The sequence below is a fragment of the Dechloromonas hortensis genome (assembly GCF_009469765.1).
Classification (GTDB): domain Bacteria; phylum Pseudomonadota; class Gammaproteobacteria; order Burkholderiales; family Rhodocyclaceae; genus Azonexus; species Azonexus hortensis.
Window position 1 is genome coordinate 44,348 of sequence record NZ_SSSQ01000013.1, and the last position, 21,794, is coordinate 66,141.

Below are 21,794 nucleotides of genomic sequence, written 5' to 3' on the forward strand. Positions count from 1 at the left end.
CCCCCAAAAGGCGGCCGCTGGCCGCCTTTTTAGCTTTAAAGCCGCTATGAACCGCTACCCTCTCTGGAAGTACATTACCGTCGCCATTGCGCTGGTCCTGGGCTTCGTCTACACCCTGCCCAATTTCTTCGGCGAATCGCCGGCCGTGCAGGTTTCCAGCGCCAAGGCCACGATCAAGGTCGATGACAAAGCCCGGAGCCGCGTCGAGGAAGCCCTGAAGACCGCCGGCATCACGCACGACGGCATGCAACTCGACTTCAATGGCGTCAAGACCCGCTTCAAGGATACCGACACCCAGTTGAAGGCCAAGGATGTACTGGAAAAAGCCTTCAATCCGGATGCCTCCGACCCGCAGTATGTCGTTGCCCTCAACCTGCTGGCCGCTTCGCCGCAGTGGCTGACCTCGCTGCACGCGCTGCCGATGTACCTCGGCCTCGACCTGCGCGGCGGCGTGCACTTCCTGCTCCAGGTCGACATGAAGGGTGCGCTGACCAAGCGCCTCGACTCGACCTCGGCCGACCTGCGTACCGTCCTGCGCGACAAGAACCTGCGCCACGCCGGGGTGAACCGGGAAGGCGACCGCCTGGTCGTCAAGTTCCGCGACCAGGAAACCCGTGACAAGGCCCGCAACGCCATTGCCGACAGCCAGCCCGACCTGCTCCTGACCGAACAGGCCGACGGCAGCGAATTCAAGCTGACGGCGACGCTGAAACCGGAAGCGCAGAAGCGCATCGGCGAATTCGCCATCAAGCAGAACATCACCACCTTGCACAACCGGATCAACGAACTTGGCGTCGCCGAGCCGGTGATCCAGCAGCAGGGCACCGACCGCATCGTCGTCCAGCTGCCGGGCGTGCAGGACACGGCCAAGGCCAAGGACATTCTCGGCCGCACCGCGACCCTGGAAATCCGCATGGTCGACGATTCGCCGGGCGCGCTGGAAGCGGCGCTGGCCGGCAACGCACCGTTCGGCACCGAGGTCTACAACGAGCGCGGCGGCCAGCCGCTGCTGGTCAAGAAGCAGGTCGTGCTGACCGGCGACCGCCTGACCGATGCCCAGCCCGGCTTCGATAGCCAGACCCAGGAAGCCGCCGTGCACCTGACCCTCGACTCGGCCGGCGCCCGCATCTTCAAGGATGTGACCCGCGAGAACGTCAACAAGCGCATGGCCATCCTGCTCATCGAAAAGGGCAAGGGCGAAGTCGTCACCGCACCGGTCATCCGTACCGAAATCGGTGGTGGCCGCGTCCAGATTTCCGGCCGCATGACGACCAGCGAAGCCAATGACACCGCGCTGCTGCTGCGTGCCGGTTCGCTGGCCGCACCGATGGATATCGTCGAGGAACGCACCATCGGCCCGTCGCTCGGCGCCGACAACATCCAGAAGGGCTTCCATTCGACGCTCTGGGGTTTTGCCGCGATCGCACTGTTCATGATCGTCTACTACCAGATCTTCGGCGTCGTCTCGGTGCTCGCCCTGGGTGCCAACCTGCTCTTCCTGATCGCCCTGCTCTCCCTGCTGCAGGCCACGCTGACCCTGCCCGGCATCGCCGCCATCGCGCTGGCACTGGGCATGGCCATCGACTCCAACGTGCTGATCAACGAGCGGGTCCGCGAAGAACTGCGTAACGGCATGCCACCGCAGGCCGCCATCTCGGAAGGCTACGAACGCGCCTTCGGGACCATTCTCGACTCCAACGTCACCACGCTGATCGTCGGCCTGATGCTGCTCATCTTCGGCTCCGGCCCGGTGCGCGGCTTTGCCGTGGTCCATTGCCTCGGCATCCTGACCTCGATCTTCTCGTCGGTCGTCGTTTCCCGCGCCCTGATCAACCTGATCTACGGTCGCCAGAAGAAACTGGCCAAGGTCGCCATCGGCCAGCTCTGGAAACCCGGCGCTGCCACGACCAACGGTCAGAAATAAGGAGAACGGACATGGAATTTTTCCGCATCCACAAAGACATTCCCTTCATGCGCCACGCGCTGACGTTCAACGTCATCTCGCTGGTCACCTTCGTCCTCGCCGTCGTCTTCCTGTTCACCAAGGGCCTGCACCTGTCGGTGGAGTTCACCGGCGGCACGCTGATCGAAACCCATTACGAGCAGACCGCCGACCTTGAAAAGGTGCGCAACGCGCTGGGCAAGGCCGGTTTCAGCGACTACGCGGTGCAGAACTTCGGTTCGTCGCAGGACGTCATGATTCGCCTGCCGCTGAAGAGCGAGCAGAACAGCAACCAGATCGGCGAAGCGGTGATGAAGGCGCTCGAAGCCGACGCGCCGGGCTCCGAACTGCGGCGTGTCGAGTTCGTCGGACCTCAGGTCGGCAAGGAACTGGCTGAAAACGGGGCGATGGCGCTGCTGCTGGTCATCATCGGCATCGTCATCTACCTGGCTTTCCGCTTCGAGTGGCGCTTCTCGGTCTCGGCCATCATCGCCAACCTGCACGACGTGGTGATCATCCTCGGCTTCTTCGCCTTCTTCCAGTGGGAATTCTCACTGTCGGTCCTGGCCGCCATCCTGGCCGTGCTCGGCTACTCGGTGAACGAGTCGGTCGTCGTCTTCGACCGCGTTCGCGAAACCTTCAAGAGCAAGCGCGGCCTGAGCACGCCGGAAGTCCTCGACCACGCCATCACCAGCACGATCAGCCGGACGATCATCACCCACGGCTGTACGCAGATGATGGTGCTGTCGATGCTGGTCTTCGGTGGCGAAACCCTGCACTACTTCGCCATGGCGCTGACCATCGGCATCTGCTTCGGCATCTACTCCTCGGTGCTGGTCGCCAGCCCGCTGGTGATGTGGCTGGGCGTTTCGCGCGAACAGTTCATCAAGCCGAAGAAGGTCATCGAAGGTGCCAACGAGGACGGCGCCGTCGTTTAAGCCGCAGGGCGACGACCGCTGCGGTCGACACAAAAAGGCCACCGATTTCCGGTGGCTTTTTCTTTGCTGCTTACCAGCTCGGCGTTTCCGCAGCCGGCGGCGGTGGTGGCGGTTCCGGCAACCAGGCGCCGCTGGCGCCATAGACCGCACCGGCCGCCACGGCCAGTGCCACGATCAGGGGCAGGACACCACCACCGGTCGCCGACTCGCCCTCGCCCTCTTGCCAGCCGGTAATCATCGGCTTGACCAGTTTCTGCTTCTTGACGTGACCATAGAAGGCAATGGCTACGATATGCAGCGCCACCAGCCCGATCAGCAGGTTGGAGAGCAGGTGGTGAATGCCGGTCAGGCGATTGCTCAGGTTCTTGCTAACCAGCTCGAACAGCGGCCCGACAAAGGCAATGTCGTCGTTGCTGAACAAGCCGCTGACGACCTGGGCGGTCAACAGGCCGAGCAGACCAAAAACGGCCAGTGCGCCGAGCGGGTTGTGGCCCTCGCCCTGCCAATCGCCGCGCAGGTAAGCCCGCACCCGGGTCGGCGTCGGCAGGAACTGGCGAAAGCGGGCATAGCTCGAACCGACGACGCCCCAGACCAGCCGGAAAGCGAGCAGGCCGACGATGACTAGGCCGACCCGGCCGTGCCAGTCGATCAGGTTGCCGCCCAATTGCCCGCTGACCACCGCCGCCAGCACGCAGAGGACCAGCAGCCAGTGAAAGAGGCGGGTCGGCAGATCCCACAGGTGAAATTTCTTGCTGTTCATGTCCAAATCTTTTCTCATGGCTAAAAAAACAGGCACCCGCAGGTGCCTGTCGCTGTCTGTTACTTGCTCTGCTTACTTCTTGGCCTTGAAGTCGTCGTGACAGCCCTTGCAGGTGCCGCCCAGCTTGCCCAACTGGGCGCCGACCGCGGCGGCATCGCCGGTTGCGGCAACCTTGGCCATTTCATTGGCTTCCTTGTTGAAAGCCATGGCGACCTTGGTGACGCCTTCCTTATTGGTGAAAAATTCCGGCTTGACGCGAGTCGCTTCCCAGCCTGTTCCCTTGTCAGAACCCTGCGGATAGAGGGCGCCCATGCCGGAGTTGGCAATCGCCTGAATGGCGTTGGCGGCCTTGATGACCTCTTCCTTGTTGTACTGGCCTTCGACATTGGCCTTGATACGCGCCATGTTCCAAGCCATGAAGCCGTAACCGGACTGGCGGTACTTGATGGCATCTTCGGTCTTGACCTGGGCGATGGCAGTGCCGGCCAGGGTCACGGTCAGCAGGGCGAGCAAGAGCTTCGATTTCATTCTGTTTTTCTCCGTTGTTGTTGAGAGGAAAGGCATTGCAACGTGGTGAACGACCAACACGTCGAAATTATTCCGTAAAAATTATAACCAGCTTATATGACGTTTATTGGTAGCGGACCGGCTCAAACCGCGAAGACGTGTTTGACGCGCAGCGTCGGCTGGCCGGCTTCGATGGCGAGCAAACGGTCGATGTTCGGGTGCTTGCCGGCATGCAAACGGGCATCCTCGGTATGTTCGGCGAAGATTTCCAGACCCTTCTTCGCCGCCTCTACGTTGATCGAACCGTAGGTTTGCGCCAGATGGTTGTACACCGCCAGCGAACCCTGGCTGCCGGCCTTGTTTTCGATGACGGCCAGGACATTGCCTTCGGCATCCAGCAGGTTGATGGCGGCCAGGTGAGAAATGCCCGGCAGTTTTTTCAGATTCTCGGCAAAAGACATTATTTCCAATCTCGTTTGGCTTTGACCAGACCGATGATCAGCCCGGTGGTAAAGGTAATGAAAGGCGTGATGAAGGCGATCGCCTTGATTCCGCGCTCGGCTCCGTAGATATAGAGCAGCACCAGTGCCGGCAAGAGGCCAATCAGTAGGCCGATCAGCCCGCCCTTAATGCCGCCACGGATCACATCGCGATCCGTGGTCTTGCGCTCGCCAGTGCAATGCGGGCAATAGATGGCGTCGGCCGGCACTTCCAGCCCGCATTTGGCGCACTGCATTTAGATGCGCTTCGCCAGTTCGGCGGCCTTGCCGGTGTAATCCCACGGCGTCAGCTGGAGCAACTCGGCCTTGGCGGCCTCCGGGATTTCCAGCGTGGACACGAAAGCCTGCATGCCCTCGCGCGAAACACGGGTGCCGCGGGTCAGTTCCTTGAGCTTTTCGTAGGCGTTCGGCACGGCGTAGCGGCGCATCACGGTCTGGATCGGCTCGGCCAGCAGTTCCCAGTTGGCGTCAAGATCGGCCTTCATCAGGTCGGCATTGACCTCCAGCTTAGAGAGGCCCTTCAACAGCGAGTCGTAGCCAAGCAGCGTGTAGCCGAGACCGACACCCATGTTGCGGAGCACGGTGGAGTCGGTCAGGTCGCGCTGCCAACGGGAAATCGGCAGTTTTTCAGCAAGGTGCTTGAGGACGGCATTGGCCAGACCGAGATTACCTTCGGAATTCTCGAAGTCGATCGGATTGACCTTGTGCGGCATCGTCGACGAACCGATTTCGCCGGCCTTAACCTTCTGCTTGAAGAAACCGAGCGAGATGTAGCCCCAGATGTCGCGATCGAGGTCGATCAGCACGCTGTTGGCGCGGGCGAAGGCATCGAACAGTTCGGCCAGCGCGTCGTGCGGCTCGATCTGGATGGTGTACGGGTTGAAGGTCAGACCGAGCGATTCGACGAAACGCTTGGCGAAGCCTTCCCAGTCGTAGCCCGGGTAAGCGGTCAGGTGGGCATTGTAGTTGCCGACCGCGCCATTGATCTTGCCGAGCAATTCGACGGCGACGATGCGGACACGGGCGCGCTGCAGGCGGTAGGCGACGTTGGCCATTTCCTTGCCGAGCGTGGTCGGCGTTGCCGGCTGACCGTGCGTGCGGCTCATCATCGGCACTTCGGCATTGACGTGGGCCAGTTCGCGCAGGCGCTCAATCAGCTTGTCGAGCATCGGCAGCATGCCCTGCTCGCGGGCCCCCTTGCACATCAGCGCATGCGACAGGTTGTTGATGTCTTCGGAGGTACAGGCGAAGTGGATGAATTCGCCGACCTTGGTCACCTCGGCATTGGCCTTGGTCTTGTCCTTGATCCAGTATTCCAGCGCCTTGACGTCGTGGTTGGTGGTGGCTTCGATGGCCTTGACCTCGGCGGCCTGTTCCGGCCCGAAGTTGGCGACCAGGGCATCCAGTTCGGCGACGGTCGACGGCGAAAAAGCCGGGATTTCCGAAAAGTGTGGCTCGGCGGCCAGCGCCTTCAGCCATTCGATCTCCACCTTCAGACGGTTTTTGATCAGGCCAAACTCGGAAAAATGCTCGCGCAGGGCATCGACCTTGCCGGCGTAACGGCCATCGAGCGGGGAAAGGGCAGTCAAGGGATTGAAAGTCATAAGAACATCCTTTTCGGTAAGCCCGTGATTTTACCCGCCCGACGAACCCCTGCGCCATACGCTATAATCGAACTCCCCAAATCAGAGAGCATGCGATGAAGCTGATCGGCTCCCATACCAGCCCGTTTGCGCGCAAAGTGCGTATCGTGCTGGCCGAAAAAAAAATTGAATACGACTTTGTGATCGACTCGCCCTGGCTGGCCGACAGCAAGGTGCCGAACCTCAATCCGCTGGGCAAGATTCCCGTCCTCGTCCTCGACGACGAAACGCCTCTCTTCGATTCGCGCGTCATCGTCGAATATATCGACAACGTGACCCCGAACAACAAGTTGTTCCCCGCCCCCAACCGCGAGCGCACCGAAGTCAAGCGCTGGGAAGCACTCGCCGACGGGATCTGCGACGCCGCTGCCAGCGCCTTCCTGGAAGCCAAGCGCCCGGCCGAGCAGCAGAGCGCCGACTGGATCGCCCGTCAGCACGACAAGATTCAACGCAGCCTCGAGTTCATGGCCGAACAACTGGGTGAAAAGGCCTTCTGCATGGGTACCCACATTTCGATGGCCGACATCGCCGTCGGTACCGCGCTCGGTTATCTGTGCTTCCGCTTTGCCGATATCAACTGGCAGGAAAGCCACCCGAACCTGGAAAAGCTGTACGCCAAGCTGAAGCTGCGCGCTTCATTTGCCGATACCATGCCCAAAGACTGAGTCGGGACCGCCGCAGATAATCAGGGGTGCCTGCGGGCACCCCTTGTTGTTTACCCGGAGAATTTCACCGGCTCTGCAATGCTGAATGAACCTAGCCCGATATGGCCGGTCAATATCGAATACCCCAAAACCGGTAAGCGAGGACTGCGATGCTGACCCCAACCCCAGACGCCGTACCGATGCAAAATATCGCCCGATCCCTTACCGTTGCCCTTGGCGAACGCGACCATCACACGCGGACCCACTCTGAGCGCGTCGTCCAGCTATCAGCCGAACTCGGCTGTCATCTCAACCTCTCGGCGCGCGAACTCGAACTGCTGACGCTAGGCGCCCAGTTTCACGACCTTGGCAAAATCGGCATTCCGGACCAGGTATTGCGCAAACCGAGTTCGTTTGAGGAAAACGAATGGGAATGCATGAAGCAGCACACCGTAATCGGCGAGCGCATCATCCTGGCCATCGGCGACGAGAAATCCCCCGAAGTGGCGCGCATCGTCCGCCACCACCATGAAAATTTCGACGGCTCGGGTTACCCGGATGGCCTCCGTGGTACCGACATTCCGCTCTTTGCGCGGATCATCTCACTGACCGACAGTTATGACGCGATGGCGGTCACCCGCCCCTACCACAAGGCCCGCCAGCATCAGGCGGTGATGGACATCCTGAACCGGGAAGCCGGTGGCAAACATGACCCCGACCTGCTCCACGCCTTCTGCACCGTGATTGAAAAGTCGGAAATGCGGGCCGCACAGGATTGAGCGGCTGACCGTCGCAACGACTCGGCGAGCAGCGCGGGTCGATTTCCAGCCCGATATCTGACAAACGGATATTCACTTGAGTTAAATCAAGTGCACATTGCGTAATCCAATCGAGAATCCCCGGTTAATCCGCACGCCAGTTGCGGGAATAACAAGGGAGGGGATTCATGTCGGAACGACACACCTCGATCGCATTCAAGCTGATTTTGATGCTAGCGACCGGAATTTCATTGCTGCTCGCCATCGCCACTTTCGGCTTATCGAGCTTCCTCGGCAACAAGCTCGAAGCGCGTGCCCTGGAAACACTACAAGGCACCAACCGCCAGATCGTCGACATGATCGACGCCTACAACCAGGCCTTGAAGGAAGAAATCCGGCGCCTGAACCGGGTATTCGCCAGCAGCTACCCGGAGAGCTTCAGCCGTGACGCCCAGGAAATCCTGCACCACGGCAGCAGCGTCATTTCACGGGACAGCCACGCCCTGGCGGACCGCTTCAGCACGCTGACCGGCGCCTACGCCACGGTTCTGACCCGCAAAGGGGATGATTTCGAGCGCACGGCAACCTCGATCCAGGATGAACAGGGCAAGCGCGCCAGCGGCATTCCGCTCGGCCGCGAGCATCCCGCCGTCGCCCACCTGTTGCGCGGTGAAACCTACACCGGCAAGGCCCGCATGTTCGGCCGCGATGTAATGACCCATTACCAGCCGATCCGCGATCGTGACGGCGCGGTGATTGGCGCCTTTTTCACCGGCATCGACTTTTCCGCCGGCCTGACCGAACTGCGCAAGAAGGTCCTGGCGGTAAAAATCGGCGAAACCGGTTATCCCTACGCCTTCGACGCCGGCCGCGACAAGGGCCTGCTGACGCTGCACCCGAAAATAGAAGGCAGCTCCCTACTCGATCTCCGTGGGGCCCGCGGCGAAGCCTTCGCTCAGACAATGCTCGATAACAAAAACGGCGTGATCCGCTATTGGTGGCAAAACCCCGGTGAGAATGAAGCACGCGAGAAAATCGTCGTCTTCAACCACTACCCGGAATGGAACTGGGTACTTGCCTCCGGCAGCTATCTCGACGAGTTCAACGCCGAAAGCCGGCAGGCCAGCCTGCTGCTGGCCGCCGCCACCGTACTGCTGATCAGCCTGATCGTGGTCAGCATCTGGTGGACCTGCCGACGCTGGATCGCCCGCCCCTTGCAGCAGGCCATCGCGATTGCCGACCGGGTGGCCGACGGCGACTTCACAGCCCGCATCGACACCCGCCAGTCGGATGAAATCGGCCATCTGATGCGTGCCTTCACCCGCATGCAGGAGCAGCTTTCCCGCCTGCTCGGCGACGTCCGCGGCGCCGCCGACCAGGTGGCCGCCAACACCTGTCAGTTGCAGGCTGCATCGACCGGTGTCGCCGATAGTTCGCAGGAACAAAGCGATGCCATCACCTGCATGGCGGCCTCGGTCGAAGAAATGAGCAGCAGCATCACGCTGATCGCTGAAAACGCCGGGCACGCCGAAGAAATCGCCCGCGACTCGGTCCGCCAGGCCGAGGAAAGTTCGGCCATTATCGACAACGCGGTCGGCGCCATGACACAGATTGCCGATACCGTCCGCCAGACCGCAAGCACGGTCGAAACCCTCGGCGAACACTCGGAGTCGATTTCCAGCATTGCCGGCACGATCAAGGACATTGCCGACCAGACCAACCTGCTGGCCCTCAACGCCGCCATTGAAGCGGCCCGGGCCGGCGAGGCCGGGCGCGGCTTCGCGGTCGTCGCCGACGAGGTGCGCAAGCTGGCCGAACGGACGGCGCAATCGACCCAGCAGATTGGCCAGCTGATCAGCGCCATCCAGAACGCGACGCGCGATGCGGTGGACAAAATGGATCGCGGGGTTGCCGAAGTCGGCAGTGGCGTCGAACTGGCCGGCACCGCCAATGCGTCGATCCGCCGCATTTACCTCGGCGCCGCCGAGGTCAGCCGGGCGATTGCCGGCATCACCGACGCCATCCGCGAACAGAGCACGGCCAGTCACAGCGTCGCCAGCGGCATCGAGCAAATCGCTGGGAAAATCGAGAAAAACAGCAGCGAGGCAAAAACCACGGCCGGCGCCGCGGAAGAACTGCAAACCTTGGCCCAGCAACTGCGTCAGGGCGTCGAACGCTTCCGCACCTGAAGCGTCGGCAATGGCGGGCCGGGGCAAGCCCCCGCGCCCGCCATTTTTACTTCAGCGAATCACCCCGCCGCCCAGGCAAACGCGGCTTTCATAGAGCACCACCGACTGGCCCGGCGTCAGTGCCCACTGCGCTTCGGCAAAGTTGATGGCGCAAGTTTCGCCATCGACCCGCTCGATCTCGCAAGGCTGGTCGGCCGTCCGATAACGCGGTTTGGCGGTGTACACCCAGTGTTCATGCGGTGCCCGGCCGGCCACCCAGGACAACTGCTCGGCCAGCAGATCGGCTTTGAGCAGCGCCGGATGGTCGTGCCCCTGAACGACGTAGAGCACGTTCTTTTCCATATCCTTGCCGGCAACGAACCAGGCATCGTGATCGCCGCCACCGGCCTGGCCCTTTTCCTTCAGACCGCCGATGTGCAGGCCCTTGCGCTGGCCCATGGTGTGGAACATCAGGCCATCATGCTCACCGAGTATCTTGCCATCGTCGAGACGTCGGATTTCTCCTTTCTTCGGTGGCAGGTAACGGGCCAGGAAATCCTTGAAGGGCCGCTCGCCGATAAAGCAGATACCGGTCGAGTCCTTCTTAGCAGCGACATGCAGGCCGGCCGCTTCGGCCATCTTGCGGACGTCGCGCTTGTAGAGGTCGGCCAGCGGAAACAGCGTCTTCGACAACTGCGCCTGGTTCAGCCGGTAGAGGAAATAACTCTGGTCCTTGGTACCGTCCTCGGCCTTCAGCAACTGGTATTCGCCGTTGAACTCGCGCACCCCGGCGTAGTGCCCGGTGGCGATCTTGTCGGCGCCGAGTTGCATGGCGTGGTCGAGGAAAGCCTTGAACTTGATTTCGGAGTTGCACAGGATGTCGGGGTTAGGCGTCCGCCCGGCCTGGTATTCGCGCAGGAATTCGGCAAAGACGCGCTCGCGGTACTCGGCGGCAAAATTGACCACTTCGACATCGATGCCGATCTTGTCGGCAACGCTCATCACGTCGATCAGGTCCTGACGCGACGAACAGTATTCCTCGGTATCGTCGTCTTCCCAGTTCTTCATGAACAGGCCGATCACCTTCCAGCCCTGCTGCTTGAGCAGCAAGGCCGCAACAGAGGAATCGACACCGCCGGACAAGCCGACCACCACAGTTTTTTCAGACATCGGGCCCAGCCCCCTTCTTCCATTCATCCAGCGGCAGGATCACCGCCGGCTGTCCATTATCAACAAACCAGCTATCGACGACGAAGCGTGGCGCTTCGCCATCCTTCTTCTCTTCGATTACCGCAGACCAGTGGCTCGGAATCAGCCACGCAAAATTCCGCGCCTCGATCTCCCGCACCCGGTGCCAGCGCAAATAACCGCGCTCGGCGAGCAGGCCGAGCAGGCGCGTCGTCGAGGTCGAGTGATCGATGCAATCCATTTTGCCGGGAATCCCACCATCGGCGTAATTGCCGCCCCGGTCATTGCGGATGTCGGACTGCTCGCCGGCCCAGGCGTAAAGGCGCCCGATGGCCAGGGCGAGCATTTTTCGCTCCTCGGCGGCGTCGACCGCAGCAAACAGCAGGCGACGCACATCGCCAAGCTGCCCGTCGCTATAGCGGACATCGGCCTGCACCAGGCAGCCGTAACCGTAGCAGATCTTCACCCGCTCGTCGGCCAGGCCAAGCCCAGGCAACAGCGCAAGCACGACGAGCAGCCAGCGACCCATCAGGCGTAATGCACCAACAGGTCGAGCGGGTAGGACTTGCCGGCGATCTGGTCCTCGATGCAGCGCAGGATCAGCGGACTGCGATGCCGGGCCTGCGTCGCCTTCACTTCATCCAGCGTCAGCCAGCGGGCGGCAACGATGCCGTCGTCGAGTTGGCGCTCGGCATCGAAGCCGCGCAACTCGCCGCCAAAGGCGAACCGCAAGTAGGTGACATCCTTGCTCGGATGTTTCCAGTTATAGATCCCGACCAGATGGGTTGGCTTGAAGCTGTAGGCGGTTTCCTCGAGCGCCTCGCGGACCACGGCATCGACCAGCGATTCGCCCTCTTCGAGATGGCCGGCCGGTTGATTGAAGGCGAGGCCGGCGTCGGTTTCTTCCTCGACCAGCAGGAATTTGCCGTCGCGCTGAACGACCGCGGCAACGGTGACATTGGGTTTCCAGATCATGCTCGGTCTCAATCGGCAAAAGCGATATTTTACCTGCTGATTTCGGCTAGAATTATGGGCTTTTACACGCGTAACACGGAGAATCGAACATGTCCATGTCGGATCGCGACGGCTTTATTTGGCAAGACGGCAAGCTGGTGCCCTGGCGCGAAGCCACCACCCACGTTCTCACCCACTCCCTGCACTATGGCATGGGCGTATTCGAGGGCGTCCGTGCCTATAAGACCGAGCGCGGCACGGCGATTTTCCGCCTGAAGGAACATACCGAGCGCCTGTTCCGTTCGGCCCACATTTTCCAGATGCAGATGCCGTTCACCGCCGAAGAACTGAACGAAGCGCAGAAGGAAGTCATCCGCGCCAACAATCTCGAATCCGGCTACCTGCGCCCGCTCGCCTTCTACGGCTCGGAAAAGATGGGGGTTTCGCCGAAGGGCGCCAAGGTGCACGTCATCATCGCTGCCTGGCCGTGGGGCGCCTACCTGGGCGAGGAAGGCATGCAGCGCGGCATCCGCATCAAGACTTCGTCCTACACCCGCCACCACGTGAACATCACGATGGTCCGCGCCAAGGCGTCCGGCAACTACATGAACTCCATCCTCGCCAACAACGAGGCTACGGGTGACGGCTACGATGAAGCCCTGCTGCTCGATCCGGAAGGCTATGTCTGCGAAGGCGCCGGCGAGAACATCTTCATCGTGCGCAACGGCACGCTTTACACGCCGGACCTGACCGCCTGCCTCGAAGGCATCACCCGCGCCACGGTGATCCAGCTGGCTGGCGAACTGGGCATCAAGGTCGTCGAGAAGCGCATCACCCGCGACGAAGTCTATTGCGCCGACGAAGCCTTCTTCACCGGTACCGCCGCCGAAGTGACGCCGATCCGCGAACTCGACAACCGCCAGATCGGTGCCGGCAGCCGCGGCCCGATCACCAAGGCGCTGCAGGAAAAGTACTTCGACGTGGTCTATGGCCGCTCTGCTGCCCACGCCGACTGGCTGGCCACCGTCTGATCCAGGGAGAAAAATAGATGTCCGACAAGCTGACCGTTGAAGTCACCGCCCACGACCTGCCGCTGCACTGCCCGACGCCGAACGCGCCGCTTTGGAGCCAGCATCCGCGCGTCTTCCTCGACGTGCTGAAAACCGGCGAAGTGACCTGCCCGTACTGCAGCACCAAGTACGTGTTCACGGGCGAAGCGCCCAAGGGCCATCACTAAGATCCGGGCGGCGGGCCGAAAGCCCGCCGCTTTCGCATGAAGAAGGCTCTAATCGTCGCCCCTTCCTGGATTGGCGACACCATCATGGCGCAACCGCTGTTCGCGCGGCTGCAAGCCAAATATCCCGGTTTGCAGCTCGACGCCCTAGCGCCGCGCTGGGTCGCGCCGGTCTTGCACCGGATGGATGAAATCAGCGACGTCGTCGATAGCCCGTTCGGCCACGGTCAGCTCTCGCTAAAGCCACGCTGGCGCCTCGCCCGCAACCTGGCCGCCCGTGACTACGACGCGGTGTACGTCCTGCCCAACTCGCTGAAATCGGCACTGGTCCCGTTCCTGGCCGGCATTCCGCTGCGCATCGGTTTCACCGGCGAGTCGCGCTACGGCCTGATCAATCGCCGCCACAGGCTGGACAAGGCGGCCCTGCCGCTGATGGTCGAACGCTTCGCACAATTGGCCGAAGCGCCCGACGCACCGCTGCCGCGCCCGATTTCCTACCCGAAAATCCGGTCGACCGCCAGCGAGCAGCAACAGACGCTGAGCGAACTCGGCCTTGAACGCCCAGCCCGCATCGTCGCCTTCTGCCCGGGCGCCGAATATGGCCCAGCCAAGCGCTGGCCGGCCGCCCACTTTGCCGTGCTCGCCGAACTGCTGGCCGAACAGGGCTGTGCCATCTGGCTGTTCGGTTCGCCGAAGGATCACGCCGTCGCCGAAGAAATCGCGCAACTGGCACCCGGCCGCTGCCGCAACCTGTGCGGCGCGACCACGCTCGGCCAGGCCGTCGACCTGTTGGCCCTGGCCGACCTGGTGGTCTGCAACGACTCCGGACTGATGCACGTTGCGGCCGCTCTCGACCGGCCGCTGGTCACGCTGTACGGCTCGTCGTCGCCCGGCTTCACGCCGCCGCTCTCCGCCCAGGCCGACATTCTCAGCCTACAACTGGCGTGCAGCCCGTGCTTCAAGCGCGAATGTCCGCTTGGCCACCTCGACTGCCTGAATAAACTGTCACCGCAACTGGTTTTTACCGCCTGCATGAAACGGATCGCCCAATGAGCCAGTCCGCCAATTACGCTGCACCGGAGGACGCCGAACGCGCCTTCTACGAAGCCATCGCCAAAGGCGATGCCGACCTGCTGATGCTGCTCTGGGCCGAGGATGAGGAAACGCTCTGCGTTCATCCAACCGGCATTCGCCTGCTCGGCCTGGTGCCAATCCGCGAAAGCTGGCGCAGCATCTTTGCCAACGCCAAGATCCGTGTCCAGCCGGAAGTCGTCACCCACTGGCAAGGCGCCGTAATGGCCGTGCATCACCTGACCGAGGTGCTCTACGTCGGCGACGACCCCAGCCCGCACGGCCCGCTGCATGTCACCCATATTTATGTCCGCGGTGCCCACGGCTGGCGCCTGGTCAGTCGCCACGCCTCGGCCGCCGACGACAATCATCAGGCGATGGCCGAAGCCGTGCCGCACACCCTGCATTGAGCGCTGCCGGCAAACCTTACCGCGCCCCATCCTGGCTGCCCGGCGGCCATGCCCAGACCATCTGGCCGCTGCTCATCAAGCCCCGGCCGCTGCCGCTGCGCCGTGAGCGCTGGACGACACCGGACGGCGACTTCATCGACGTCGATCATCTCGACGGCCCGCCCGAGGCGCCCCTGCTGGTTCTCTTCCACGGCCTCGAAGGCAGTGCCGGCAGCCATTACGCCATCTCGACCGCGCGCGCCTGCAGGAAGATTGGCTGGCGCTTCGTCATGCCGCATTTTCGTGGCTGCTCCGGCGAACTGAACCGGCGACCGCGGGCCTACCATTCCGGCGATTCGCCCGAAATCGACTGGATCCTGCGCCGCCTGCAGGCCGCCAATCACGGCCAGAAGCTGCATGCCGCCGGAGTCTCGCTGGGCGGCAATGCGCTGCTCAAATGGGCCGGCGAACAAGGCCAGGCGGCGGCCGAGGTGGTCACTGGTGTCGTCGCGCTGTGCGCTCCGCTCGATCTTGCCGCCTGCGGCCACCATTTGGCGAGCGGCTTCAATCGCGTCTATACCCGGCACTTCCTGAAAACACTGAAAGCCGTCTCGGCCGCACGCCTGCGCCAGTTCCCGGGACTGTTCGACGAAGCCCGGATGCAGCAGGCGATCAACCTGCACCAGTTCGACGATGCCGTCACCGCGCCGGTGCACGGCTTTGCCGGCGCCGACGACTACTGGCGGCGCGCCTCGGCCAAACCCTGGCTGAAATCGATTGCCGTGCCGACCCTTGCGGTCAACCCGAAAAACGACCCGTTTTTGCCGGCCCATCATCTACCGAGTGCGGCCGAGGTCAGCCCTTTCGTCCGCCTTGAACAGCCAGCCGGCGGCGGCCATGTCGGCTTTGTCAGCGGCGCCTTCCCGGGAAATCTGGACTGGTTGCCGCAAAGACTCTTACACTTCTTCATTTCCCAAACGTCATAGCCCAAAAATCATGATCCAACTCCCCGCTGAAATCTTCAAGGCCTACGACATTCGCGGCATCGTCAACAAATCGCTGACCGCCGACGTCGTCCGCCGGATCGGCCACGCCCTCGGCTCGCTGGCCGCCGAACAAGGCCAGAGCGCCATTGCTGTCGGCCGCGACGGTCGCCTGTCCGGCCCCGAACTGGCCGGTGCGCTGATGGACGGCATCTGCGCCGCCGGCGTGGACGCCATCGACGTCGGTTGCGTGCCGACCCCGGTCACCTATTTTGCCGCCTACGAACTGGGCTGCAACTCCTGCGTCTCGGTCACCGGCAGCCATAACCCACCCGACTACAACGGCCTGAAAATGGTCATCGGCGGCACGACACTGGCCCTCGACGCCATCCAGAACCTGAAGCGGCGCGCCGAATCCGGCGACCTCAAGCACGGCCAGGGCAAGCGCCGCAGCGCCGACGTCGGCGCCGCCTATATCGACAAGATCGTCGGCGACGTCAAGCTGGCGCGGCCGATGAAAATCGTCATGGATTGCGGCAACGGCGTCGCCGGTGCGATTGCCCCTGAACTGTTCAAGCGCCTCGGTTGCGAGATCGTGCCGCTGTTCTGCGAAGTCGACGGCAATTTCCCGAACCACCACCCCGACCCGTCGAAGCCGGAAAACCTGGCCGACGTCATCCGCGCCCTGCGTGAAACCGACGCCGAAATCGGCATCGCCTTCGACGGCGACGGCGACCGCCTCGGCGTCGTCACCAAGGACGGCGAAATCATCTACCCGGACCGCCAGTTGATGCTCTTCGCGGCCGATGTGCTGTCGCGCGTCCCCGGCGGCCAGATCATTTACGACGTCAAATGCACCCGCCTGCTCGCCCCGTGGATCCGCCAACACGGCGGCGTGCCGCTGATGTGGAACACCGGCCACGCGCTGGTCAAGGCCAAGCTGAAGGAAACCGGCGCCCCGTTGGCCGGCGAGATGTCCGGCCACACCTTCTTCAAGGAACGCTGGTACGGCTTCGACGACGGCCTGTACACCGGCGCCCGCCTGCTCGAAATCCTGGCTCGCGCCGCCGATGCCAATCCGCTGCTGAAAAACCTGCCCAATTCGCCGTCCACCCCGGAACTCAACATCAAGATGGCCGAAGGCGAACCCTTCGCGCTGATCGACAAGCTAAAGGCCGAAGGCAAGTTCGACGGGGCCGAGGAAATGATCACCATCGACGGCCTCCGCGTAGAATACGCCGATGGTTTCGGCCTGGCCCGCCCGTCCAACACCACGCCGGTCGTCGTGCTGCGTTTCGAAGCCGACAACGACGCGGCGCTGGCGCGCATCCAGGCCGCTTTCCGGCAGGCCATCACCGCCGCCTGGCCGGGCATTCAATTACCGTTTTAAGGAGTTTTCGTGAGTGAAGTTGCCGCTGACCAGTTGTTTCTCGGGCGCCAGCCCATCCTGGATCGCGAGCAGCGGCTCTTCGCTTACGAACTGCTCTTTCGCAGCGGCTCTCGCAATGCTGCCGAATTCACCGACGGCGTGCGCGCCACGGCCACCGTCATCGCCAACGCCTTCACCGAACTCGGCGTCGCCGACGCGCTCGGCCAATGCCGCGGCTTCATCAACGTCGATGAAGAATTCCTGTTCAGCGACTTGCTCGAACTACTGCCACGGCAATCGGTCGTCCTGGAAATTCTCGAGACGGTGCCGCCGACGCCCGCCGTCGTCGACCGCTGCAAGGCTCTGAAAGCGGCCGGCTTCACGCTGGCGCTGGACGACGTCATCCAGCTCGAACCGCAGTTTGCCGAGCTGCTGGCGCTGGTCGAAGTGGTCAAGGTCGATATCCAGCCGCTGTCACGTGTCCAGCTGATGCAACTGGTCATGAAACTGAAGCCGCTCGGCAAGACCTTGCTGGCCGAGAAGGTCGATTCGCGTCAGCAGATGGAGCAATGCCTGAAGCTCGGCTTTTCGCTGTTCCAGGGTTACTACTTCGCCAAGCCGACCATCATTGCCGGCAAGAAACTCGATCACTCCCAGCTATCGCTGATGAAGCTGATGGGCCTGCTGCTCGGCGATGCCGACACTGGCGAACTGGAAGAAGCCTTGAAGCCGGAGCCGGGTCTGACGGTCAACCTGCTGCGGATGACCAATTCCGTCGGCGCCGGCGCCAGTGAAACCATTACCTCGCTGCGCCACGCCATCACCGTGCTCGGTCGGCGCCAACTGCAGCGCTGGCTGCAATTGCTGCTCTTCGCTTCCGGCAACCAGAACGGCACGGCCAACCCCCTGCTGCTGCTTGCCGCGACGCGCGGCCGGCTGATGGAATTGCTGGCCCAGGAATTGCAGCCAGACAACAACGCGCTCGCCGACCAGGCCTTCATGGTCGGCATCATGTCGCTGATGCCGGCACTGATCGGCCTGCCGATTGAAGAAATCGTCGCTCCGCTCGGCCTGGCCGACGAGGTGCGCGACGCCCTGTGCACCGGCCAAGGTGTGCTCGGCACCCTGCTCCACTTGGCTGAAAGCAGTGAAACGGGCGATCTCGACATGCTCGCCGGCAGCCTGCAAAGCCTGCCGAGGCTGACGCTAAAAGCGCTCAACCGCGCCCAGACCCGGGCGCTGCAATGGGCCAACGGCATCGGCCAAAACACGGCCGACCAGGCGCCATCCTGAACCTGTTACAGAAGACGCACCAAATCGCCACAGACAAGCCAGTCGCGCTGCCGCAAGATCAGCCAGTACGACAGACCAAACCGCCTTTCCCAACCTCGCACCGGAGTCTCGATGACCACTGAGGAACACGCTCAATTTCGCCAACAGGCCCGCCTGACGCCACAGCCTGCCGGCTTGCTCGGCAAAATGCTCGCCTTCATGCTGAGCGCGGCCTTGCTGGTACTGGGCTTCATGTTCTCGCTGGTCGCCCTCGCCGTGGTCGCAGTCGGCGGCCTGGCACTGGCTGGCTGGCTGTGGTGGAAAACACGGCGTCTGCGCAAGCAGTTGCGCGAAGCGGCGACGGCCAAGGCTGATGACGGCTACGTCATCGAAGGCGAAGTGATTCGGGATTACGAAGCGCCGGCCCCGGCCGGTCGCCTGCTGCGCTGATCCAGCAAAGAAAACGGCCCCGCTTGCCAGGCAAACGGGGCCGTTTTTTCGCCTGCGTTCAGCGTACTTTCGGGTTCAGCGAACCGCGGTTGTAATCCTTGTCGCCGGGCATGATCGTCCGCCCGACGCCGCCAAACAGCCCCCCCTGGGCTTCGATCGGACGGGTTTTGTTCTCCGGATACTCGGCGGCCAGCTTGTTCGCCTCGGCGGCCTTGGCCACATCGACGAACTCCCAGCGGCCATTCGGGAAAAGCCGCACTTTTTGACCGTCGACCGTCGCCGCCTCCAGCGGAGTCCGATCCAGTTCGGCGGCCAGGCCCGACCCGGCCGCCAATATGCAGATCAGCGCAAATGCTGCTCTCACAGCTTGCCTTCGACCCAGGCGGCGACCGAAGCCAGTGCCGCCGGCAGGTTTTCCGGCTGCGTGCCGCCAGCCTGCGCCATGTCCGGACGACCACCGCCCTTGCCGCCGACCTGCTGGGCAACCTGATTGACCAGTTCGCCGGCCTTGACCTTGCCGGTCAGGTCGGCGGTGACGCCGGCAATCAGCGTCACCTTGCCATCGACCACCGAAGCCAGCACGATGGCGGCCGACTTCAGCTTGTCCTTCAGCTTGTCCATGGTCTCGCGCAGCGCGTTGAGATCGGCCCCTTCCAGCTTCGCCGCCAGCACCTTGGCCCCCTTGATGTCGACTGCCTGGCCAAGCATGTCGTCGCCCTGGGCCGAGGCCAGCTTGCCCTTGAGCGCGGCCAGTTCGCGTTCCAGCTTCTTGACCTGATCGAGGACGGAAACCACACGGGCATGGACGTCCTTCGGCAAGACCTTGAGCGTACCGGCAACCCCACCAAGGGCGGTTTCCATGTCCTGCATGTAGTGCAAAGCGTTATCGCCGGTGACCGCCTCGACCCGGCGCACGCCGGCCGCGACGCCGCCTTCGGCGGTGATGCTGAACAGCCCGATGTCGCCGGTGCGGGAAACGTGGGTGCCGCCGCACAGTTCGCGCGACGAGCCGATGTCGAGGACGCGCACGCTGTCGCCGTACTTTTCGCCGAACAGCATCATCGCGCCCAGTTTCTGGGCCTCGGCAATCGGCAGGACGCGGGTTTCATTGGCCGTATTGGCCAGGATTTCGGCATTGACGATGTTCTCGACGCGGCGGATTTCCTCGTCGGTCATCGGCTGGTTATGCACGAAGTCGAAACGGGTCTTGTCCGGATCGACCTGCGAACCCTTCTGCTGCACGTGCTCGCCAAGCACTTCGCGCAGTGCCTTGTGCAGCAGGTGGGTCGCCGAGTGGTTGCGGGCGGTGCGGGCCCGGGCCAATACATCGACCTTGGCGCTGACGCCGTTGCCGACCGTGATGACGCCGGTCTTGACGACACCGTGGTGACCAAAGACGGTAGCCTGAATCTTTTGCGTGTCTTCCACGGCAAAGATGCCATGTACCGACTGCAGCACGCCGCAGTCGCCAACCTGGCCGCCGGATTCGGCATAGAACGGCGTGTTGTCGAGAACGACGACACCCATTTCGCCTTCATTCAGCTGGTTGACCGCAGCACCGTCCTTGTACAGGGCAAGGACGTTGGCCTTCAGCTCGAGCGCTTCGTAACCGTGGAAAGTGGTGGCCGGGCCGTCGTATTCGAGGTTGGCGGCCATCTTGAACTTGCCGGCGGCACGCGCCTGTTCCTTCTGGCGCGCCATCGCCGCATCGAAGGCGGCGGCATCGACGGTGATTTCGTGCTCGCGGCAGATATCCTGGGTCAGGTCGAGCGGGAAGCCGTAGGTGTCGTGCAACTTGAAAGCGGTATCGCCGTTGAAAACCTTGTTGCCGGCCGCCTTCAACGCCGCCAATTCGGTTTCGACGATGGCCATGCCGTGCTCGATGGTTTCGAAAAAGCGGTCTTCTTCCTGCTTCAGCGTCGCCATGATCCGTGTCTGGTTCTGGGTCAGCTCCGGATAGGCCATGCCCATTTCGGCGACCAGGTCCGGCACCATCTTGTGGAAGAAGGCGGCGCGAGCACCGAGCTTGTAACCGTGGCGGATGGCACGACGGATGATCCGGCGCAGCACGTAGCCGCGCCCCTCGTTACCGGGAATGACGCCGTCGGCGAGCAGGAAGGAGCAGGCGCGGATATGGTCGGCCAACACCTTGAGCGACGGGCTGTCCATGTCGGCATCGGAGGTTTCGCGCGCGGCCGCCTTGAGCAGTGCCTGGAACAGATCGATCTCGTAGTTGGCGTGCACGCCCTGCAGCACGGCGGAGATGCGCTCCAGGCCCATGCCGGTGTCGACCGAAGGCTTGGGCAGCGGATGCATGACACCCTGCTCGTCGCGGTTGAACTGCATGAAGACGTTGTTCCAGATTTCGATGAAACGGTCGCCATCTTCTTCCGGCGATCCCGGAGGGCCGCCCCAGTGCTTTTCGCCGTGGTCGTAAAAGATTTCGGTGCACGGACCGCAGGGACCGGTGTCGCCCATCATCCAGAAATTGTCGGAGGCGTAACGGGCGCCCTTGTTGTCGCCGATGCGAATCACCCGCTCGGCCGGCACGCCAATCTCTTTCGTCCAGATGTCGTATGCTTCGTCATCCTCGGCATAGACGGTGACGGTCAGCTTGTCCTTGGGCAGCTTGTAGACCTCGGTCAACAACTCCCAGGCGTACTTGATCGCATCGCGCTTGAAATAGTCGCCGAAGCTGAAGTTGCCGAGCATTTCGAAGAAGGTGTGGTGACGCGCGGTGTAGCCGACGTTCTCCAGATCGTTGTGCTTGCCGCCGGCGCGCACGCACTTCTGCGAGGTCGTCGCCCGGCTGTAGGGGCGCTTGTCGAAGCCGAGGAAGACGTCCTTGAACTGGTTCATCCCGGCATTGGTGAACAATAGGGTCGGGTCCTCGTGTGGCACCAGCGAGCTGGATGAAACAATCTGGTGGCCCTTGGAGGCGAAGAAGTCGAGGAACTGCTGGCGGATTTCTGAGCTTTTCATAAGCTGGCGGCCTCAAAGGCGTTGAATTCGAAAAGCGTAATT

23 protein-coding genes are annotated in these 21,794 nt (G+C 62.5%); 13 read left to right on the forward strand and 10 right to left on the reverse strand.

Annotation, left to right across the window (positions count from 1 at the left end):
- The first annotated feature begins 46 nt into the window (after positions 1–46).
- Together secD and secF are read left to right on the forward strand one after the other, a co-directional pair.
- Complete coding sequence (gene secD, locus GH663_RS17325; protein WP_153132919.1) at positions 47–1,924, forward strand: protein translocase subunit SecD; 1,878 nt, start codon at positions 47–49, stop codon at positions 1,922–1,924.
- An 11-nt stretch (positions 1,925–1,935) separates the two neighbouring features.
- Entirely contained in the window at positions 1,936–2,880 is a 945-nt protein-coding gene (gene secF / locus GH663_RS17330) for a protein translocase subunit SecF (protein WP_153132920.1), read from the forward strand.
- Positions 2,881–2,950: 70 nt separating this feature from the next.
- Here the strand turns inward: secF and GH663_RS17335 are convergent, their stop codons facing one another.
- The 5 genes from GH663_RS17335 to purB form a co-directional block, all read right to left on the reverse strand.
- Entirely contained in the window at positions 2,951–3,640 is a 690-nt protein-coding gene (locus GH663_RS17335) for a cytochrome b/b6 domain-containing protein (protein WP_153132921.1), read from the reverse strand.
- A gap of 72 nt (positions 3,641–3,712) precedes the next feature.
- Positions 3,713–4,168, reverse strand: coding sequence for a c-type cytochrome (locus GH663_RS17340; RefSeq protein WP_066883991.1), 456 nt, complete (start codon positions 4,166–4,168; stop codon positions 3,713–3,715).
- A gap of 122 nt (positions 4,169–4,290) precedes the next feature.
- Complete coding sequence (locus tag GH663_RS17345) at positions 4,291–4,608, reverse strand: DUF2322 family protein (protein WP_153132922.1); 318 nt, start codon at positions 4,606–4,608, stop codon at positions 4,291–4,293.
- Complete coding sequence (locus tag GH663_RS17350) at positions 4,608–4,883, reverse strand: zinc ribbon domain-containing protein (RefSeq protein WP_066883987.1); 276 nt, start codon at positions 4,881–4,883, stop codon at positions 4,608–4,610. Before GH663_RS17350 ends, GH663_RS17345 begins: the two co-directional genes overlap by 1 nt.
- Entirely contained in the window at positions 4,884–6,251 is a 1,368-nt protein-coding gene (gene purB / locus GH663_RS17355; protein WP_153132923.1) for an adenylosuccinate lyase, read from the reverse strand.
- A gap of 95 nt (positions 6,252–6,346) precedes the next feature.
- Between purB and GH663_RS17360 the strand changes: the two genes are divergently transcribed.
- The 3 genes from GH663_RS17360 to GH663_RS17370 all read left to right on the forward strand — a co-directional run bounded on the left by GH663_RS17360 (position 6,347) and on the right by GH663_RS17370 (position 9,881).
- A complete protein-coding gene (locus GH663_RS17360) occupies positions 6,347–6,955 on the forward strand; it encodes a glutathione S-transferase (RefSeq protein ID WP_153132924.1) in 609 nt (202 codons plus the stop codon).
- Positions 6,956–7,104: 149 nt separating this feature from the next.
- Positions 7,105–7,713, forward strand: a complete 609-nt coding sequence (locus tag GH663_RS17365) for an HD-GYP domain-containing protein (RefSeq protein ID WP_153132925.1) — start codon at positions 7,105–7,107, stop codon at positions 7,711–7,713.
- A 167-nt stretch (positions 7,714–7,880) separates the two neighbouring features.
- The gene (locus GH663_RS17370; RefSeq protein WP_153132926.1) at positions 7,881–9,881 is read left to right on the forward strand and encodes a methyl-accepting chemotaxis protein; all 2,001 of its coding nucleotides are present in this window, start codon (positions 7,881–7,883) and stop codon (positions 9,879–9,881) included.
- Positions 9,882–9,932: 51 nt separating this feature from the next.
- On the opposite strand, the gene mnmA is transcribed toward GH663_RS17370, so the two are convergent.
- Genes mnmA through GH663_RS17385 form a run of 3 tightly spaced genes read right to left on the reverse strand, consistent with a single transcriptional unit; the run spans position 9,933 to position 12,023 of the window.
- Positions 9,933–11,030: a tRNA 2-thiouridine(34) synthase MnmA gene (gene mnmA / locus GH663_RS17375; protein WP_153132927.1), complete on the reverse strand. Its 1,098-nt coding sequence runs from the start codon at positions 11,028–11,030 to the stop codon at positions 9,933–9,935.
- Positions 11,023–11,577 (reverse strand): hypothetical protein, encoded by a 555-nt coding sequence (locus GH663_RS17380; protein WP_153132928.1) that lies wholly within the window; start codon positions 11,575–11,577, stop codon positions 11,023–11,025. The genes mnmA and GH663_RS17380 overlap by 8 nt, the downstream gene beginning before the upstream one ends.
- Positions 11,577–12,023, reverse strand: coding sequence for an NUDIX hydrolase (locus GH663_RS17385; protein WP_066883974.1), 447 nt, complete (start codon positions 12,021–12,023; stop codon positions 11,577–11,579). Before GH663_RS17385 ends, GH663_RS17380 begins: the two co-directional genes overlap by 1 nt.
- A gap of 89 nt (positions 12,024–12,112) precedes the next feature.
- Between GH663_RS17385 and GH663_RS17390 the strand changes: the two genes are divergently transcribed.
- The 8 genes from GH663_RS17390 to GH663_RS17425 all read left to right on the forward strand — a co-directional run bounded on the left by GH663_RS17390 (position 12,113) and on the right by GH663_RS17425 (position 18,770).
- Positions 12,113–13,033, forward strand: coding sequence for a branched-chain amino acid transaminase (locus tag GH663_RS17390; RefSeq protein WP_153132929.1), 921 nt, complete (start codon positions 12,113–12,115; stop codon positions 13,031–13,033).
- A 17-nt stretch (positions 13,034–13,050) separates the two neighbouring features.
- On the forward strand, positions 13,051–13,239 hold the full coding sequence (locus tag GH663_RS17395) for a zinc-finger domain-containing protein (protein WP_153132930.1): 189 nt from the start codon (positions 13,051–13,053) through the stop codon (positions 13,237–13,239).
- Positions 13,240–13,275: 36 nt separating this feature from the next.
- The gene (waaF, locus tag GH663_RS17400; RefSeq protein ID WP_153132931.1) at positions 13,276–14,289 is read left to right on the forward strand and encodes a lipopolysaccharide heptosyltransferase II; all 1,014 of its coding nucleotides are present in this window, start codon (positions 13,276–13,278) and stop codon (positions 14,287–14,289) included.
- Entirely contained in the window at positions 14,286–14,717 is a 432-nt protein-coding gene (locus tag GH663_RS17405) for a YybH family protein (RefSeq protein WP_066883967.1), read from the forward strand. The genes waaF and GH663_RS17405 overlap by 4 nt, the downstream gene beginning before the upstream one ends.
- On the forward strand, positions 14,714–15,682 hold the full coding sequence (locus tag GH663_RS17410; protein WP_153132932.1) for a YheT family hydrolase: 969 nt from the start codon (positions 14,714–14,716) through the stop codon (positions 15,680–15,682). The genes GH663_RS17405 and GH663_RS17410 overlap by 4 nt, the downstream gene beginning before the upstream one ends.
- A gap of 10 nt (positions 15,683–15,692) precedes the next feature.
- The gene (locus tag GH663_RS17415) at positions 15,693–17,069 is read left to right on the forward strand and encodes a phosphomannomutase/phosphoglucomutase (RefSeq protein ID WP_153132933.1); all 1,377 of its coding nucleotides are present in this window, start codon (positions 15,693–15,695) and stop codon (positions 17,067–17,069) included.
- A 9-nt stretch (positions 17,070–17,078) separates the two neighbouring features.
- Entirely contained in the window at positions 17,079–18,341 is a 1,263-nt protein-coding gene (locus GH663_RS17420) for an EAL and HDOD domain-containing protein (RefSeq protein ID WP_153132934.1), read from the forward strand.
- Positions 18,342–18,452: 111 nt separating this feature from the next.
- Positions 18,453–18,770, forward strand: coding sequence for a UbiA prenyltransferase family protein (locus GH663_RS17425; RefSeq protein WP_153132935.1), 318 nt, complete (start codon positions 18,453–18,455; stop codon positions 18,768–18,770).
- A gap of 58 nt (positions 18,771–18,828) precedes the next feature.
- Here the strand turns inward: GH663_RS17425 and GH663_RS17430 are convergent, their stop codons facing one another.
- Positions 18,829–19,134 carry a hypothetical protein gene (locus tag GH663_RS17430; RefSeq protein WP_153132936.1) on the reverse strand — a complete coding sequence of 102 codons (306 nt, stop codon included), beginning with the start codon at positions 19,132–19,134 and terminating at the stop codon, positions 18,829–18,831.
- A complete protein-coding gene (alaS, locus tag GH663_RS17435) occupies positions 19,131–21,752 on the reverse strand; it encodes an alanine--tRNA ligase (RefSeq protein ID WP_153132937.1) in 2,622 nt (873 codons plus the stop codon). Before alaS ends, GH663_RS17430 begins: the two co-directional genes overlap by 4 nt.
- Positions 21,753–21,794 lie beyond the last annotated feature (42 nt).